The organism is Butyricicoccus faecihominis, from assembly GCF_024462775.1.
In the GTDB taxonomy this organism is placed as follows: Bacteria; Bacillota; Clostridia; order Oscillospirales; family Butyricicoccaceae; genus Agathobaculum; species Agathobaculum faecihominis_A.
Map to the genome: position 1 here is coordinate 21386 of NZ_JANGCE010000017.1, position 16477 is coordinate 37862.

The 16477-nt window shown below is 59.8% G+C and carries 14 protein-coding genes; 6 read left to right on the forward strand and 8 right to left on the reverse strand.

Going from position 1 to position 16477, the window contains the following annotated elements; all coding sequences use genetic code 11:
* Positions 1-10 precede the first annotated feature (10 nt).
* Complete coding sequence (locus NE562_RS10000) at positions 11-517, reverse strand: hypothetical protein (protein ID WP_280962274.1); 507 nt, start codon at positions 515-517, stop codon at positions 11-13.
* Between the two features lie 24 nt (positions 518-541).
* Complete coding sequence (locus tag NE562_RS10005) at positions 542-2140, reverse strand: alpha-glucoside-specific PTS transporter subunit IIBC (protein WP_280962275.1); 1599 nt, start codon at positions 2138-2140, stop codon at positions 542-544.
* A gap of 298 nt (positions 2141-2438) precedes the next feature.
* Here NE562_RS10005 and NE562_RS10010 point away from each other — a divergent pair, with 298 nt between their 5' ends.
* Both NE562_RS10010 and NE562_RS10015 read left to right on the forward strand, forming a co-directional pair.
* Complete coding sequence (locus NE562_RS10010) at positions 2439-3062, forward strand: VanZ family protein (RefSeq protein ID WP_280962276.1); 624 nt, start codon at positions 2439-2441, stop codon at positions 3060-3062.
* An 80-nt stretch (positions 3063-3142) separates the two neighbouring features.
* Positions 3143-4978 carry an LTA synthase family protein gene (locus NE562_RS10015; protein WP_280962277.1) on the forward strand — a complete coding sequence of 612 codons (1836 nt, stop codon included), beginning with the start codon at positions 3143-3145 and terminating at the stop codon, positions 4976-4978.
* A 57-nt stretch (positions 4979-5035) separates the two neighbouring features.
* Here NE562_RS10015 and NE562_RS10020 read toward each other — a convergent pair whose 3' ends face one another.
* The 5 genes from NE562_RS10020 to NE562_RS10040 form a co-directional block, all read right to left on the reverse strand.
* Entirely contained in the window at positions 5036-5986 is a 951-nt protein-coding gene (locus tag NE562_RS10020; RefSeq protein ID WP_280962278.1) for a GTP-binding protein, read from the reverse strand.
* 15 nt (positions 5987-6001) lie between these two features.
* Positions 6002-7090 (reverse strand): CobW family GTP-binding protein, encoded by a 1089-nt coding sequence (locus NE562_RS10025; RefSeq protein ID WP_280962279.1) that lies wholly within the window; start codon positions 7088-7090, stop codon positions 6002-6004.
* Positions 7091-7234: 144 nt separating this feature from the next.
* The gene (locus NE562_RS10030; RefSeq protein ID WP_280962280.1) at positions 7235-8212 is read right to left on the reverse strand and encodes a hypothetical protein; all 978 of its coding nucleotides are present in this window, start codon (positions 8210-8212) and stop codon (positions 7235-7237) included.
* On the reverse strand, positions 8196-8780 hold the full coding sequence (locus NE562_RS10035; protein ID WP_280962281.1) for an RNA polymerase sigma factor: 585 nt from the start codon (positions 8778-8780) through the stop codon (positions 8196-8198). The genes NE562_RS10030 and NE562_RS10035 overlap by 17 nt, the downstream gene beginning before the upstream one ends.
* Before the next feature lie 574 nt (positions 8781-9354).
* Complete coding sequence (locus tag NE562_RS10040; RefSeq protein ID WP_280962282.1) at positions 9355-10668, reverse strand: stalk domain-containing protein; 1314 nt, start codon at positions 10666-10668, stop codon at positions 9355-9357.
* Positions 10669-10880: 212 nt separating this feature from the next.
* Here NE562_RS10040 and NE562_RS10045 point away from each other — a divergent pair, with 212 nt between their 5' ends.
* On the forward strand, positions 10881-11120 hold the full coding sequence (locus tag NE562_RS10045) for an AbrB/MazE/SpoVT family DNA-binding domain-containing protein (RefSeq protein WP_280962317.1): 240 nt from the start codon (positions 10881-10883) through the stop codon (positions 11118-11120).
* 51 nt (positions 11121-11171) lie between these two features.
* Here NE562_RS10045 and iolG read toward each other — a convergent pair whose 3' ends face one another.
* Positions 11172-12191: an inositol 2-dehydrogenase gene (gene iolG, locus NE562_RS10050; protein WP_280962318.1), complete on the reverse strand. Its 1020-nt coding sequence runs from the start codon at positions 12189-12191 to the stop codon at positions 11172-11174.
* 457 nt (positions 12192-12648) lie between these two features.
* Between iolG and NE562_RS10055 the strand changes: the two genes are divergently transcribed.
* The 3 genes from NE562_RS10055 to NE562_RS10065 are packed head-to-tail and all read left to right on the forward strand — an operon-like array spanning position 12649 to position 16474.
* Complete coding sequence (locus tag NE562_RS10055; RefSeq protein ID WP_280962283.1) at positions 12649-13938, forward strand: TolC family protein; 1290 nt, start codon at positions 12649-12651, stop codon at positions 13936-13938.
* Between the two features lie 38 nt (positions 13939-13976).
* Positions 13977-15221: a TolC family protein gene (locus NE562_RS10060; protein WP_280962284.1), complete on the forward strand. Its 1245-nt coding sequence runs from the start codon at positions 13977-13979 to the stop codon at positions 15219-15221.
* Positions 15222-15259: 38 nt separating this feature from the next.
* The gene (locus NE562_RS10065) at positions 15260-16474 is read left to right on the forward strand and encodes an efflux RND transporter periplasmic adaptor subunit (protein WP_280962285.1); all 1215 of its coding nucleotides are present in this window, start codon (positions 15260-15262) and stop codon (positions 16472-16474) included.
* Positions 16475-16477: the final 3 nt, after the last annotated feature.

Consider the following 16477-nt stretch of genomic DNA (forward strand, 5'->3'; position numbering starts at 1 on the left):
GTTAAGGCTCTTAAAACGCCAGCCCCAGCCGGCACATGGCGAACAGGCACAGCCCGGCAAGCAGGATCACCAGTACGCTGCCGCCCGCCTCGCGTACAAACTGCCGCTTATCGCACTGGCGGAACGCGGCGGCGGGACGCAGCGCGTAGACTCTGCCGGTCTTCCATACGATCAGACCCAGACCGATCACGCCGACCGTGCTCATCAGCATCAGCTCGGCGACCAGCAGCAGGGTGAGATTCACCAGCGCCCACGCCGTGCGGCCATCCGCGAGGCGGCGCTCGGCGAGAATGACGAGCCACGCCGCGTAGGGCTGTATCATCGCGGAGAGGAAGGAGACCGCCATCGCCGGGTTTCCCGCGAGCACGCCGTCCGCGGTCAGGCTCGCGCCGCCCGCGCCGATCGTCAGGTAGCCGAGGCAGAGGAAGGGCATCAAAACCAGCGCCAGCTTTAAAATGTTAAAGTACCGGTTCAGCTTCGCGTCTTTCAGCGGAGCGGTAAGCTGCAGATCCATCATCAATGGCATCTCCTTTTTTTCTCGTTAGGTTTTGACTAACATCAGGTCTTCCACATTGGCGCGCACCTTGGCGACCGACAGGCCCACGATGACCTGCACGCTCTTGCCCTTTACCATCGCGCCGTGCGTGCCGATGGACTTAAAGTATCCGTCCGGCTGTACCTTGGTCGCGTCCTTTACATTGACGCGCAGCCGGGTCGCGCAGTTGGTCAGCTCTTCGATATTATCCGCGCCGCCAAGTCCTTCGAGAATGCGGGCGGCTAAGCTGTCGCCTCCGGCGGCCTGCTGTGCGGGTTGGTCGTCGGTCTTGCCCTCCGCCTGCCGTTCGCGGTACTCCTTTTTCGAGTAGAACTTGACGTCTCCGGTGTCGATCTCGCGGCCGGGCGTTTTAAAGTCAAATTTTTGTATCAGGAATTTAAAGACGAGGAACCATATCACGGTGAACACCAGACCGATGCCGAGCATCACCAGATACTGCCAGCCATGGTTCGCGCCGAGCGGGATCCAGTTAAGGGAAGCCATCTCGATCGCGCCGCCCGAGTGGATGCCTACAATGCCCGCCAGATACATGACGGTGGACAGGGTCGCGGCCAGCAGCGCGTGCACGACGAATAGCGGCGGCGCGACGAATAGGAACGTGAACTCGATCGGCTCGGTCACGCCGCACAGAATCGCGGTGAGCGTGATCGGAATGAGCAGAGCCATGACCTGCTTTTTCTTTTCAGGCCGCGCGGTGGAGTAGAACGCGAGCGCGATGCCCGGGCAGCCGAAAATCTTGGAAAAGCCGGTCGCCGTGAAGCCCGCTTCGGGCACGAGCGATTTGAGCGGCGCGGTCGAAGCGGCCAGCTCGGGCAGCTTGGTCGCCCAGTAGGAGTACAGGCCGCCGGGTACGACCGCGTTGTCGTAATAGAAGGGAGAGTACAGGATGTGATGCAGGCCGAAGGGGATGAGCATGCGCTCCAGAAAGATGAACACCCAAACGCCCGCCGCGCCGGCGTGTGTGACAAACCCCTGAAAGGCCAGCATGCCAAGTTGAATTTTGGGCCAGATGAGGGCGGAGAGCAGCGCCGCCGGGATCATCACGAAAAAACCTACCATGAAAACAAAGGTCGAACCGTTGAACGAGCCCAGCCAGTCGGGCAGCTCGGTTTCGTAAAACCGGTTGTGCAGCCAAATGACGAGGCCGGATACCGCCAGCGCGCCCAGCATACCCATGTCGAGCGTTTTGATGTTGGCGATCATCGCAAGGCCGCTGGTGCCGCCCACCTCGGCTGAAAAGTCAACGCCGAACGCGCCGCCCCACTGGGAAAGCATCGTGCTCAGGAAGTAATGGAAGGTTAGGTACAAAACGAGCGCTTCCATACAGCAGCGGGCGTTTTGCTTTTTTGCCATGCCGATCGGCAGGGCCACCGCGAACAGCAGCGGCAGTTGGTTGAACACGGTCCAGCCGCCTTGCAAAATAACGTTCCAGCATTGGTAGAACATGCTTTCGGGCCGGGCCAGATCGCCCATGATCGCTTCGGTGGTGAACAGCGTGCCCACGCCGACCACGATGCCCGCAAACGCGAACAGCAGGACGGGTGTGAACATTGCGCCGCCGAACTTTTGAATTTTTTGCATCATAACCTTGAAATCGTCACCCTTTCTCTTACGTCTCTTTACCAGCCGGCTTTCTTGTTGCATTCAGCATATCAGGTTTTGGAAGGGGCCGCAATGGGTTTGCGGCCTTTGGGGACGGGGCGGGCGGTTTGATCGTATTTCACTTTTTCTGTGATTTTTCACAGTGTATCAATGAACCAAATGATGCGCTCGCGGCTCTTATCAGTAAGACAAAATGCGTCCTTTATCATTTCTTAAGAATTTCCCGCCGGTTTTGGCAAGAAAACCGTGGTATCCTAAGTATCTATGGAGGAAGTGAAAAATGGAAACTTATATCATATTGGCCTATCAATTCGCGGCGGTGCTGCTGCCGTGCGTTGTGGTTTACGCGCTGCTGCGCGGACGCGGTAAGCATGAGAGCGGCGCTGCCGCAGGGCGGCTGCCGCTGGTGTTGTTGCTCGCCGCGTATTTTTGCGCCGTCTTTTATTTGACCGGTTCGGGCACGCTGTACGATCTGCTGCGGCACGGGCTGGAGCTGGAGCGCGCGAACATCAACTGGCTGCCCTTTTCGCACGATATCAGCCTTGTCGGCTATGTGCTGAACGTGGTGCTGTTTCTGCCGCTGGGGTTTTTGCTGCCCGTGATCTGGCCGTGTATGCGAAGCCTTAGCCGCGTGGCGCTGTCCGGGCTTTCGGTATCGCTGCTGATCGAGCTGAGCCAGCTTTTGAACCCGCGCAGCTCGGATGTGGACGACCTGCTCATGAATACACTCGGCGCGGTGCTGGGCTATCTGGCGTTCCGGGTGCTCGCGGGCCTGCTGCGCCGCGACGTCAAGCGCACGCCGGCGGGCAAGGGCGCGCCCGCTCTTTATATCGCCGCGCTGTTTTTGGGCAATTTTCTTTTGTACAATGAAATGGGCATCGCCGGGCTGCTGTACGGCTTTTAAGGGCGCGGCTGTGTAAAATTTTCGTTGCGTCCCCGTAAAATCTGCTTTATACTGTCTGTTGGAAGACAGGGGGCGGTCGTATGGACAAAACCGAACAGAAACGGGCGTGGCTCGGCGTTTTCACGGCGGTTTTGCCGTTTTGGCTGCTCGACCTGACGCTGCGCGCCATGGCGGGCAGCGCGGGCTATTACGCGCTTTATGCCGCAGCGCCGAATCTGTTTTCGCTCGGCTTCGGCGCGCTGTTTGCCGCGCTGTGCCTTGCGCTGCCAAGGCGGGCGGGGCGTATCGCATACGGCGTTTGTTACGCGCTGTGGGCGGTGTATGCGGTCGTGCAGTACGGCGTGTGGCGCATTTTCGACCGGTTTTTATTTTTGAGCGATTTTCTGTTCGCGGGCGAGGGGCTTGGTTTTCTGGGCTACGTGCGCCAGTTGCTCGATCTGCGGTTTGCGCTTTTCGTGCTGCTGCTTATAGTATGGGGCGCGTTTGGCGTTTGGCGGCTGCCGGCGGGCCGCGCGCTGCCGCGCCGCCGCGTATGCGGCGGGTTGACGTTGTTTTTTGCGCTGACACAGCTTGCGGCTCCGCGCTGCTACGCGCCCGTGCCCGAAACGTTGGATTGGGACGCTTGGCAGTCGAGCGGATACGAATACCGAAAGTTTGCTTCGTCCAGCTACGATATGGCGCTGACCGGGCCGTATCAGTTCGTCGCGCGGGACGCGTTTTTATCCCTTGCGCCGGACGCGGACGAGGAAGCGGCGCTGGCGGAGATTGAAGCGTTTTTGGCGGAGCGGCCCGCCCGTCAGGATAACGAGATGACCGGTCTGCTGCGCGGTAAGAATCTGATCATGGTGCAGCTCGAAAGCATCGATGATTTTGTGCTGAACGAAGAAAACACGCCCACAATGGCGCGTTTGATGCGCGAGGGCGTGAATTTTACGAATTTTTATACCCCGCAGTATGCCAACGGTTATACCTTCAACACGGAGTTTGCCGCGCAGACCGGGCTGTACCCCTATGCCAACGGCAACGTGGCCTATTCGCTCAGCCGCAGCGCGTTTCCGGATACGCTGGCGCATCTGCTGCGGGAGGCGGGCTATGCGGCAAATTCGTTTCATAAGAGCGAAGCCAAGTTTTACAACCGGGGCGCGATGCACCGCGCCTTTGGGTATGAGAGCTACCACTCCGCCCTTGATTACGCGGCGAACGAGACCGAGGCGGGCACCGACCGTTTCCTCGCGGACTGCGACGAGCTATACGAGAAAATGATCGAAAGCCAGCCGTTTTTTGATTTTATCATCACCTATAGCGGACATCTTGGCTATGACGAGCGCGACGCGCTGACTACCTACGCGCTGGAACGCTATCCCGAGTATCTGGACCCCGCGCGCCCCTATGAGATAAGCGGTCTATTTGCCAAGGCGCGTCTGACCGACGAGCTGTTCGAGCGCCTGCTTGAACGGCTGACCGAGGATGGTTTGCTTGAAAACACGGTGTTTTTCGTCTATGACGATCATTACGCTTATGGCCTGACCGACCGGGCCGTGCTGGAAACCTACTCCGCGCAGGCGGGCGGCGCGCTTTTAGAGCGCACGCCGTGCTTTTTCTGGTATCCCGGCTGTACGCCCACGACGGTTTCCAAAACGCTGCAAACCATCGATATTTTGCCGACCCTCGCGAACCTGTACGGCCTGCCGGAGCCGCGCACGCCGGGGCGCGACGCTTTTGATCCCGCGTACCCGGGTTGGGCCGTCTTTCCGGACGGCACGTGGCTGACGGACAAGGCTTATGTAAAAAACGGCGCAGTGGAGTGGAACCATGGCATGGCGGAGGAAGAAATCGCGCAAATGAACGCTTATGCCCGCCGCCTTGCCCATGTGGGCGACGCGATATTGGATACGGATTATTACCGGGGCAGGTAAGCCGCCCCCCAAAAAAAGAGCGCCGCAGATTTGGTCTGCGGCGCTCTTTTTTTGGGTTCAATTAAAATAAACGAGCTCTTCTTCGGGCTTTTCGGCGGGCGTTACGCGGGTTGCGTGCAGCACTGGGCCTTCGCCGCGGTACTGGGGCAGGGCTTCGACCGTGATCGACGCGGTGACCGTGACCCACGAACGCGTGGTCAGCTTGTCGGAGCCGTCATACCGGCAAAGGAAGCCCAAAAAGCTGATATCGTCCGCGCAGCAGACCATGCCAAACCGGCCCGGGATAAACGAGCCGGGCGGCACCTCGCCGCCGACATAGACCATGCCGGTAAAGCGAACGGTTTTACCGTCGTACTTTCCGGGGGAGCCCATCGCGTCCACATACCACAGGCCGTAATCGGTATCGGCAATGTCGATCACATCGGCTTCGATATCAAAGGGCAGGGGCAGGTTTTGGTTGTAATCCTCGGTCGTGCCGTCCGCCCCGTCCAAAAAGATGGTGGCGCGGGGGTTCATGGCGCGGATGTTCTTTTGGTAGAGCATGTCCTTCAATTCGTCCGTGCAGCGGTTGAAGACGACCAGATCCGCCGTCGTAATATGCTCGAACATCATGGGACCCAAATTGTTTGAGTATAGTTCAAAGGTGGTCGCGTCCACCACGGTGACGATCTGGTACAGCTCCCACCGGGCGGGGAAGTGATCGACCACGGAGTCGATGTTCCAAAGGCCGTTCAGTTCGACCAGCACGCGTTCGGGCTGGTGCAGGCGGTCGAGCTGCTTGAGCGGCGCGGGTTCTAATTCCTTTTGGGAATCGACCGGCACGGCGATGGTGTTGTAATCCATCAGTTCGTCTTCTGAAAGCTCTTCTACGCCCTCTTCACACTGTAAATAAAGCGTTTTTTCACCGGCGGTAAAGTCCGGGTCGGACAGGATATCGCGGATAAAGCGGGTCTTGCCGCTTTCCAAAAAACCGGTGAACACATACACCGGGATGCGCTGTGGCATCATGCTGTATCCTCCTTCTTACAGGCCGAACAGGGCCGAAATACGCTCCTGATCGAGTTCCGCGCCGATCACGCAAAGGCGGCCGGTATAGTCCGCCGGACCGCGGCGGATGTCGGGCGCGCCGGGCACATAGTCAAAGTGGATCCACTCGCCGCCGTCCGATGCGGGTACGATGCCCTTGGCGCGCAGCACCGTGCCGAGCGAGGGATCGCCCAGACCGATCAGCGCGTGGTTCAGGTCGCCCTCGGTGTAGGCGTGCGGCGTTTCCGTGCCCCAAGAGGTGAACACCTCGTCCGCGTCGTGGTCATGGTGGTGGCCACAGCCGCACGCCGCGCCATGCTCGTGGTGGTCGTGCTCGTGATCGTGCGCATGTTCGTGGTCATGGTCATGGCAGCCGCAGGTGCAGTCCGGACCGTGCTCGTGGTGGTGTTCATGATGATGCTCGTGCTCATGGTCGTGTTCATGGTCGTGATGGTGTTCATGCGCTAGCTCGGCGAGCACCTCGCTCGTCAGGTCGCGGCTGCCCTCCATCACTTCGAGCAGCTGCGCGCCCGAAAGCTCCTTCCACGGGGTGGTGACGATGCGCGCGTTCGCGTTCAGGCCGCGCAGCAGGGCCACGGTCTCTTCCAGCCGCTTCGCCGGGCATTCCGCCGTGCGGGAAAGCAGGATCGCGCCCGCGTGCGCCACCTGATTTTCAAAGAACTCGCCAAAGTTTTTCAGGTACATCTTGGCCTTTAGCGCGTCCACCACGGTGACGAAGGAATTGAGGGTCACATCGATGTGGGCGTTTTGCACGGCATGGATCACGTCCGACAGCTTGCCGACGCCCGAAGGCTCGATCAAAATGCGGTCCGGGTGGTAGGTGGCTTGCACATCGGCAAGCGCCTTGCTGAAATCGCCCACGAGCGAGCAGCAGATGCAGCCCGCGTTCATTTCATTTACCACAATGCCGGATTCCTTGAGGAAGCCGCCGTCTATGCCGATCTCGCCGAACTCGTTTTCAATCAGCACGACCTGCTCGCCCGATAGCGCCTCCGGCAGCAGCCGCTTGATCAGCGTCGTCTTACCGGCGCCCAGAAAGCCAGAAATAATGTCGATTTTGGTCATGGATAGTCGCCTCTTTAATGTATTTTTCTCTAGTATACCACGTTTTTGCAAAAATGAAAAGAAAAATGGTTAGCGAAAGCTAATTATAGAAAAATGAAAAGGAACGGCCCGTGGAAGCTGCTCCACGGGCCGCTGGCAATGGGCTCAATCATCGTCGTCATCTTCATCATCGCTATCATCGTCATGCTCGTCGTCGCCGTCATCGTCGCGATCATCATCATCGTCCCCGTCGTCTTCGCGGTCGAAGTCTTCTTCGTCACGCTCATCGTTTTGGGAATCGTCGGGCTGTCCGGCGGGAGGCGCGGGTGTCGGCTGCAAAGCGGGCACGTCGTTCTGGTCCCGCTCGTCGCTGAGATCCTCGTCTTCGCGGTCATCATCCTCGTCGTCCTCGTCGTCATCGTCGTGGTCGTCATCGTCGAAATGATCGCCGCGCGGCGGGGCGGGGCTTGCGCCGGCGCCCGAGGGCTTGGGGGACGGCGCTGTGGACGGCGCGGCGCTGGGCGCGGTCGCCGCTTGGTTTGGCGCGGCCGGCGCGGGCGCGCTTTCGGGGGGCGCCTCGGGCTTTTCTTCGGCCTTTTCTTCCGGCTTAGCCTGTGGCTGAAGGGCGCGAATATCCTGCGTTACGCGTTGCGCAAGCTGCTCCGCCCGCGCTTCGCTCGGCCCGGTCACGGTGACGCGCACGGTAGAAGTCGGGGTCAGGTAATCGTGCCGGAGCAGCGAATCCGACAGGGCGGCAAGCGCGTCGTCCAGCTTGACGTAGCGGAGCGTAAGTCCATCCAGTACAGCTTCCGCCTCTTCGTTTTGCGGTGCAATGGAGAGCACGCGGCCGAAGCGGTTCGCGGTCAGCAAAAAGCTGGGATTGATTTCGATGGTGATGGAAGCCGCCGTGCCAAACCAGCTCCACAGCCCCACCCCGCACAAAATGAAAAGGCAGGCGCAAGCCGCCAAAGCGCGAACGGGGGCGCGGCGGCGTGGGACGGGGGCGCTGTCCGGGATCAGGGCGAGGGCTTGCGACTGCCGCGCGGCGGGCGCATTCGCCAACCGGTCGTATACGTCGGGCTTGCCGCTCAAGGCCGCGCGGGATAGGCTTTGTTCAATCTCGCGGTTATTCCACTTCCGCATGGTTGCCCACCTCCTCGTCGAGCGCGGTCAGATGCCGGCGCAGCTTGCGCATCGCGCGGCTGTATTTGGATAAAACCGTGGAAAGCGGCAGGGCCAACGCGTCCGCGATCTCGCGGTGGCGCAGTCCGGATACCGCGTGCAGCAGAACGATCTCGCGCTCGTCCTCGGCTAAGATCGTAAGCGCTTCGCGCAGGGCGAGGCTGTCCGTTTCATCGGCAGCGCAGGGCGGGCCGGTCTCGGGCAGTTCGTCCTGCGGCGTTTCGCGGCTTAGCTTGCGTTGCTGCATCCGCACCGCGTTTTTGGTAATGGTAAAAATCCATGCGAGCGGCTTGCCCATGGGCAGATACCGTCCGGCGCCGGTGCGCACGGCAAGGTAGGTCTCCATCATGGCGTCCTGCGCATCGGGCGCGTTGCGGGTAAGCGAAAGGGCAAAGGTGTATACCGTGCGCTCGGTCGCCCGGTAAAACGCTTCAAAGGCCGACCCGTCCCCAAGCGCGATAGCCGCCAGCATCCGTTCCAACGCGACGGCGTCTATGTCCGCTTTTGGCTCTGCGATGGTAAACAGCATGGCCCGTTCCCCCTTTTGGCCCCGTTTTTTACAGTGTAGCAGAGCGGACGGGGAAATTCAAGTGAGCGGCGCGGCGTTCGCCACAGGCGAAAGGAGGAGGGAAACGCCCTCCTCCTTCCCAGACTGTCAAAAAACTATTTTTGACAGTCTGTCGATCGAAACAAAGCCCCATTTCGATCGAGTATTCCGGCTTCGGCGCGCGCCCTCTGGGCACACTTCTCCGCCGGTTTGTTAAAAAAGTGAGATACATGCTCAATGTCATTAAGTTAATGAATTTTTGTAAGTTTGTCATCCTGAGCGAAGCGAAGGATCTCGCGCGAACGCGCGGAATTTACCGAAAATCGCGCGAACGCGCGAGATTCTTCGTCACTCTGTTCCTCAGAATGACAATCGGGTAAAGCTTATCTTAATGACATTTGGATACATTCTCCCACTTTTTGGAAACTTGAAGCTTTGCTTCAAGTTTCCATTTTATATGCGCTGCGGCGCGAGGGGCTCTTTGACAAGCTGGAAAGGAGGAGGGAAATGCCCTCCTCCTTGCGCCTGTTCGGCGCGGCGCGCTGGGGGCAAGGGATCAATCGTCCCAGTCGTCGTGATCGTCATCATCGTGGTCGTCGTCATAGCGGTCTTCCGCCTTGTCAAGAAAATTGTCTGCCTGATCGAGTTTGTTTTCCACCTTGTCAAGGCGGCTGAGCAGCTCGTGCGCCTGCTGGCGGCTCAGCTTGCGGCTGTCCTCCACCGCGTCTTCCAGCCGGTCGGCGCGGTCATCCAGCGTATCCAGCCGCTTTTCGAGCGCGCGGTAAGCGTCCCGGTCCTGCGTTTTGCTGGTGAAAAATTCGCGCGCATCGGTGAGCAGGGCTTCCGAATCTGTTTCCAGAGCGGCAAGGTCATCCAAGTAGCCTTCATAATCCTTGCCCGACGGCTCGGCGCCGGGCTGTGTGGCCGTGCCGTCCCAGCGGGCCTGCGCCCGATCCAGCCGGTCGCCTAGTTCCTTGCTTGCGGTGTCCAGCGCGTCGGCGTCCGCGCGGATCTCGTCGTACGCGGTGTAGCCGATGACGTCACGCCGCAGGCTGTCGTTCAGCGCAAGCTGCAACGCGCGCACGTCGGTGCGGAAGGAACGCCAGTCGGCGCGCGCTTCGTCGTCACGCGTTTTCCAGACGGACTTGCTGTCCGCCGCTTCCACATTGGCTACCTGCCGCCGCAATGCGGTCAGCTCGGCGTCCAGCCGGTCGGCTTCGCCGCGGAGCGCCTGCTCGGTTTTCGCCCCGTCCTCATAGACGCCGAATTTGGTGCGTATGCTATCCTTTAGTGTGTCCAGTTGATCCTCCAAGGTGGCAAGCCGGTCTTGCAGCGCTTGATACTCGCTCGCGGTCAGGGTTCCGCCGTACCGCGCTTCGCGGCAGTCGATCAGTAAAAACGTGGCCGCGTCCTCGATCGCTTCGCGGCGTTCCTCCAGCTTGCCGTAGCGGTTTTGGTTTTCCGCGTAGGAGGAAGCCTTGTCGGTATTGCGGAGATCGGCGGCGAGCGAAGCGTAGCGGTTTTCGAGCGCCGTCATGCGCGAACGCAGGGCCGCGGGACTCAGCGATTCTGCCGGGGTGCCGGTGCGCGCGGAAAGCGCAACGGTCAGGGTATCCGGGTTCCACACCACCTGCTGGCCCAGCATTTCGCCGAGCGCGCGGATCGGCAGGTAGGTCGAGCCGTTATACTCCACAGGGTAAACGGTGTTGCCGTTCCGGTCCGTCATGACCTGCCGGTAGCCGTCGAGTTCCACGGTCACGTCGGGCCGGAGGTATGCGGTGATCTGCTGAACGCCGCCCGCGGCAGCCGCGCCGAGGGCGAACGCGCCCGCCAGCGGCAGGGCGAGAAGTGCTAACCTTTTCTTTTTCATGTCGATCCATCCTTTCGTCGCGGCGCTTCCGCCTTTGTAAGGATAATGCGCCGGCCGCGGGCTTTATCGCACGCCCCTTAAATTTTTTTAAGAAACCGCGATCAGATTGCGAAAAGCCCTTTCGGAAGGCCTTGACATGAAAGGAGAGAAGTTGTATACTTATCGCACAATTCATATTTTTCATACTTTTATCAACTGGGGGAACTGATTTGGTGAAGCAGCATGGCAAACATATTTTCGGCACGGTAAAGGTCGGGGAAAAGGGGCAGATCGTTATCCCGAAGAAAGCGCGGGATCTATTTGGCATCCACCCGGGCGACCTACTGCTCGTCTTAGGCGATGAAGCGCAGGGCGGCGGCTTGGCGATGATAAAAAGCGAGGCGATCATGGGCTTTGCGCAGGCTATTATGGAAGCGGCCAGCGATCCCAAGGAAGCGGAGCAAGAGGAATAAGGGCGCAAAAAAAGCGCCCGCCGAAGCGGACGCTCTTTGATGCATATGTGCTTATGCCTCTACCTTTACGTAAACGCCACCGTTGCGGCAGGATTCGGTAGCAGCCTTTGCCATCAGAACCGGACGCAGGCCGTCGATAGCGCCAACGGCGGTCGGCTTGTCGTTTTGGATCGCATCGACAAAGGAGATGACCTGCTCGATGAACGCCTGATTGTAGCGCTCGAGGAAGAACCAAACCGGCTTCTCGCTCTTGGCGCCGTCCACGGTGACAACGGTCGTGGTGTTGACCAGATCGTTCGCATCGGAAGCCATGCCCTTGGAGCCGAACGCTTCGACGCGCTGGTCGTAGCCATAAACAGCCTGACGGGAGTTGTTGATCACGGCGATGCAGCCGTTGGCCATCTTCAGGGTTACAACAGCGGTGTCAACGTCCGGAATGCCGGACTCTTCCTGCAGCTTCGGGTTGACGAGGCAGGAGCCGACAGCCGAGATCTCTACCGCTTCCGAACCGGTCACGTAGCGGACCATGTCGAAGTCGTGGATCATCATATCGTAGAAAATACCGCCGGAAACAGCAACATAGGAAGCCGGGGGCGGCTCCGGGTCGCGGGAGGAAACAACAACGATGTGCGGATCGCCGATGGAGCCGTCCTTCACAGCGTCAGCCACGGCCTTGTGGTTGTGGTCGAAGCGGCGGTTGAAGCCGACCTGGAACTTCACGCCCTTTTCCTCTACCATGGCGAGCAGCGCCTTGATCTTGTCGATATCGTAATCGATCGGCTTCTCGCAGAAGACGTGCTTGCCGGCCTTGACAGCGGCCATGGAAACGTCGCAGTGCGTATCGGTGGAGGAGCAAACGAAAACAACGTCCACTTCAGGATTGTTGATCACGTCCATAAAATCGGTGGAGGCATTGGTAACGCCGCGCTCTGCCAGCCACTCGCGCGCACCGGATTTGTCAAGCATCGGATCGGCAGCGGCGACGACTTGCACGCCCGGCACCGAGTTGATCAGGTTGTTGATGTGCAGCTTGCCGATACGGCCGCAGCCCACTACGCCAATTTTTAAGATTCCCATTATTCTTCTCTCCTTTAGAATATTAAGGTTGTCCTCATACAAGGGCACCTTTATTATAGCCTGTTGCCGGGGCGCTTGCAAGCGGTCTTGCAAATTTTTGGCGCACCGCTGTAATTTCTTGGCTTGCCATTGGTCATTATGCGAAGGAAAACGGGGGAAAGAATAGGGGAATCATGCGCGCGGTGTCAAATTCAGGGCGGAATAAATGCAACACTTCCCTTAAAGATGTCTAAAATACACGCGAACGCTTGTTTTGAAGGGCAAAGTTGTGGTAATATAACTACGTCTTGCGATTATGGAACGAACCTTAAATTTGAGGTAGCAAACCCCGCATATCGCCCGCCGTGCGCCGCGCTTGGGGGAGCGCCCCGCGTTTGGCGAGCGAAACGTATTCTACAGGCATGGTCGCGGCCGCTTGGCAGCGACGGTAGAGAAAGGAACAGAGAACCGAATGAAGCAAAATAGCAACAAGGGACGGCGGCTTGTCAGCACGCTGCTCTCGGCGGCGCTGCTTGCTGCTTTGGCCGCGCCGGCGGGCGCGGCGGAGGACGGCGGACAGGCGGCCGCGCAGGCACCACAGGGTACGGAGGCCCCCGCCGTTAGTGGAATGCCGGTCACAGTGAAAGAAATGGGCCTGACGGCGGTGGAACGCGCGGTGCGGGAAAACAACTCGACCGTGCGATCGCTAAAAAACATAGCGTCCAGCATTGACACGGTATCAGACATCTCCGATCAATACGCGGCACAGGGCGGCCTGATCCAAGTGCAGATCGAGAATTACAAAAACCTGATCGCCGGTCTGGACGCGGCGATGGAGGGGCTGGAACCCTCGGATAACCTGTACAAAACCTACGCGGCGCAGAAAAAGCTGCTGGAGGACAATTTAAAGAGCTTGCAGCTTAACGAATTGACCATGCCGGTGCAGCAGCAGGCCTACGCCTCCGCGATCGACGACGCGGTGTACGACCTGCGAAAGCAAGCGGCGAACGTGGCCGACCAGCTTGCGATGGGCGCGCAGGATATGCTGATCGGCATCAAGACCCTGCAAAGCACGGAGGTGGGGCTGAACCGTCAGCTCGCGCAGCTCGACCGCACGCTTTCGATGATGGAGACCACCCGCAAGCTCGGCATGATCAGCCAGTACCAGATCGACACCGCCCGGCACGCGCGGCAGAGCCTTGCGGTCAACATGACCACGCTGGCGACGCAGCGCGAAAATCTGGCCAGCAGCCTTGCGCTGATGTGCGGCTTCGACGCGAGCACGCTGGTGCTGCCGTCGGTACTGCCCGTTCCCGGCGCGGCCGATCTGGGTAAGATGAAGTATGAAGCCGATCTGGCTTCCGCTAAGGATAACAGCTTTTCCATCTGGCAGAAGCAGTGCGACCTGCGCGACGCGCAAAACCGTTACGATACGGCGATCGCGGGCACGGCCGAAGCGGTGGCCGGCGCGAAGGACGCGCTGGCGGCCGAAAAGATAGCGGTAGAAAGCGCGTTTCTTACCACCTACCAAACCGTTCGCAACTGCCAGACCACGCTGACCGCCACCGAGGCCGCGCTGCGGCAGGCCGAACTGGATTTCTCAACAGCCGAGCTGCAATATAAGCACGGCATGATATCCGAAATGGACTATTTGGCGGCTAAGGATACGCTGGACAGCGCGAAGGACGCGGTGGACAGCGCGGGGCTACAGCTCACCAGCGCGTACAACAAGTACCAGTGGGCCAAGCAAGGGTTGGTATAAAGCGGCGCAGCTTAGGCGAAACAGGAGGAAACGAAGGAATGAAACGATATATAGCCGCGGGCTTAACCGCGCTGATGCTGACGGGCTTTTGCGTGCCCGCGTACGCAGCGGACGCCGCGGAGACCGACAAGACCGAAACGCAAAAGGGGCCGGTAACGCTCTCCTTTGAAACGCTGGAGCAAACCGTGCGCGAGAACAACGTCTCCATCAAGGCGGGACAGTCGACGCTCACCGGCGTGGAAAAAACCGATCCCGGGGACAGCTACATAACAAACTACTGGAACACGGACAACGAGATTGCCCAGTACACCAAGCAGATCAAGGAGCTGGACGAAGCGATCGCCGCCTTGCCCGAAGGCGAGACCGCGCTGCGCGATACGCTCAAGGCCCAGCGCTACGCGCTGCAACAAAGTCTGGAAGCGGCGCAGGCGTCCTACGACGATCTGGAGGATAAAGAAGACGACGACGAGGAACAGCACGAGTTTACGGTGAACAGCACCAGAAGGCAGACTGAAAACGCGGCCGACCTGATCTGCATGGGCGCGGAAAGCACCTATATCTCGCTCCAGTCGCTGGCTTTCTCGCACAGCGAGCGGGAGCGCAGCCTCAAGCAGCTGGAACGCAACATCGAAGCGACCCGCGTGCGCGTATCCCTCGGCGCGGCGGGGCAGAACACCCTGAAAAGCCTGCAAAGCCAGCGCGAGACCGTGCTGGCCGCGCTCGACACCATCGAAACGCAGGCGGAAAACCTGAAAAACACGCTGGCCGTGCAGTGCGGCTACGCCATCGGCACCGAGATCATTACCACCGCGCTGCCCGAGGTCGCACCCGAGCAGGCGGGCGGGGTGGACTATGCCGCCGATCTGGCCGAAGCGCTGAAAAACAGCTACTCCATCTGGTCCAAGGAGGACGCGGTGCGTCAGGCTTCGGATGATTACGAAAATAACAAGACCAACAACCTGTACGCCTATAAGGCCGCGCAGATCGAACTGGACGCGGAAAAGGAAAAGGCGACCGTCGCCTTTCGCAAGCTGTACAAAGCGCTGGAGGAAGCCAGAACGATGCTCGGCGCGGCCCAGTCCGACTGGGAGCAGGCGCAGAAGACCTTCCATGTGCAGGAAACACAGTATAAGCGCGGCATGATCTCCAAACTCGACTATTTAAACGCGCAGGATGAGCTGGAGACCGCGCGGGAAGCGATCGACAGTGCAAAGATCGATCTGCTCACCGCGTACAACAACTACCAGTGGGCCAAGCGTGGCGTCATCAGTTCTGCATCCTGACGGGATCAGGCAGTAATCACATATAACGGAGGAACCGCATGAAAACCAAACGTATCATAGCAGCCGCGCTCGCGGGAGCGCTGATTCTCTGCGCGGGCTGTGGCAAAGAGGAAGAGCTGGAAGAAGAAGCGCCGGTCGGCACGGCGGTAGAGGTAACCCCGGCGCTCGCGGGGCCGATGTCGGCGCAGTCGGTGCTGACCGGCAAGGTCGCCGCGGTAAACGAGGTGCAGGTGTTCCCGATGCTCGCGGGACAGGTGCTCACGCTTCCGGTCAAGGAAGGCGGCAAGGTAAACAAGGGGCAGGTCCTGTTTACGGTTGATACTTCTAACGTGACCTCCTCGCTTTCCGCGCTGCAGCAGTCTTACGCTGCAACCCAGCAGGCGACCAATCTAGCCATCCAGTCGGCGCGCATCAGCATCGATCAGGCGCAGACCGCGGTGGATAACACGCAGGCGCTGTACGAAGCCGGCGCGGCGGCCGAGCAGGACCTGACCAAGGCAAAGCAGGCTTTGGAACAGGCCACCGCCGGTCTGAATCAGGCGCAGGCGCAGCAGAAGGCTTCGTTGGCGCAGATCCAAGCGCAGATCGACCAGATCAATAAGCAGGCGCAAAACGGCACGGTCGTTTCGCCCTGCGCGGGCCTGATTACCTCGGTGAACGTTGTGCGCGGCGGCATGGCTTCGTCCGCGCAGCCCGCCGTGGTCATCGCGGAGGACAGCAAGGTAGAGGTAAAGGTCTCCGTTGCCGAGGATGTGTTTACCAATATCAAGGCGGGGGACGAGGTCGATCTGGCCATCGCCTCCACCGAGCAAAAGACGGCAAAGGGCAAGATCGCTTCCGTACCGGCGGCCGCCAACGTGCAGACCAGCCTTTACGATGTGTCGATCTCGCTGCCGAGCGGCGTGACGCCGCCCATCGGCGCGTTCGCCACGGTGACCTTCTATACCAATAGGCGCGACAACACCATCCAAATCCCGACCGAAGCGATCCTGACCGGCACCGACGGACAGTTCGTCTATATCGTGCAGGACGATGGGGAAGGCGGTAAAAGCGCCATGCGCCTGCCGGTGGAGACCGGTCTGGTCGGCGAAAGCCTGACCGAGATCGTTTCCGGATTGGAGCCGGATGATCTGGTCGTGACCAAGGGGCAATCCTACCTGTCGGATGGCGCGGCCGTCCGTGTCGTATCGGATGACGATACCGCGGGCGAGGAAAGCCCGGCCGCGTCTCAGGACGACGGCGGGGAGGGCTGAGCG

What these genes read in the sequence shown, in the direction of transcription:
- NE562_RS10065 (WP_280962285.1), top strand. Translation starts at nt 15,260, where the DNA reads ATGAAAACCAAACGTATCATAGCAGCCGCGCTCGCGGGAGCGCTGATT.
- NE562_RS10060 (WP_280962284.1), top strand. Translation starts at nt 13,977, where the DNA reads ATGAAACGATATATAGCCGCGGGCTTAACCGCGCTGATGCTGACGGGC.
- NE562_RS10010 (WP_280962276.1), top strand. Translation starts at nt 2,439, where the DNA reads ATGGAAACTTATATCATATTGGCCTATCAATTCGCGGCGGTGCTGCTG.
- NE562_RS10000 (WP_280962274.1), bottom strand. Translation starts at nt 517, where the DNA reads ATGATGGATCTGCAGCTTACCGCTCCGCTGAAAGACGCGAAGCTGAAC.
- NE562_RS10020 (WP_280962278.1), bottom strand. Translation starts at nt 5,986, where the DNA reads ATGATGCCACAGCGCATCCCGGTGTATGTGTTCACCGGTTTTTTGGAA.
- NE562_RS10035 (WP_280962281.1), bottom strand. Translation starts at nt 8,780, where the DNA reads ATGCTGTTTACCATCGCAGAGCCAAAAGCGGACATAGACGCCGTCGCG.
- NE562_RS10040 (WP_280962282.1), bottom strand. Translation starts at nt 10,668, where the DNA reads ATGAAAAAGAAAAGGTTAGCACTTCTCGCCCTGCCGCTGGCGGGCGCG.
- NE562_RS10030 (WP_280962280.1), bottom strand. Translation starts at nt 8,212, where the DNA reads ATGCGGAAGTGGAATAACCGCGAGATTGAACAAAGCCTATCCCGCGCG.
- NE562_RS10005 (WP_280962275.1), bottom strand. Translation starts at nt 2,140, where the DNA reads ATGATGCAAAAAATTCAAAAGTTCGGCGGCGCAATGTTCACACCCGTC.
- NE562_RS10055 (WP_280962283.1), top strand. Translation starts at nt 12,649, where the DNA reads ATGAAGCAAAATAGCAACAAGGGACGGCGGCTTGTCAGCACGCTGCTC.
- NE562_RS10025 (WP_280962279.1), bottom strand. Translation starts at nt 7,090, where the DNA reads ATGACCAAAATCGACATTATTTCTGGCTTTCTGGGCGCCGGTAAGACG.
- NE562_RS10015 (WP_280962277.1), top strand. Translation starts at nt 3,143, where the DNA reads ATGGACAAAACCGAACAGAAACGGGCGTGGCTCGGCGTTTTCACGGCG.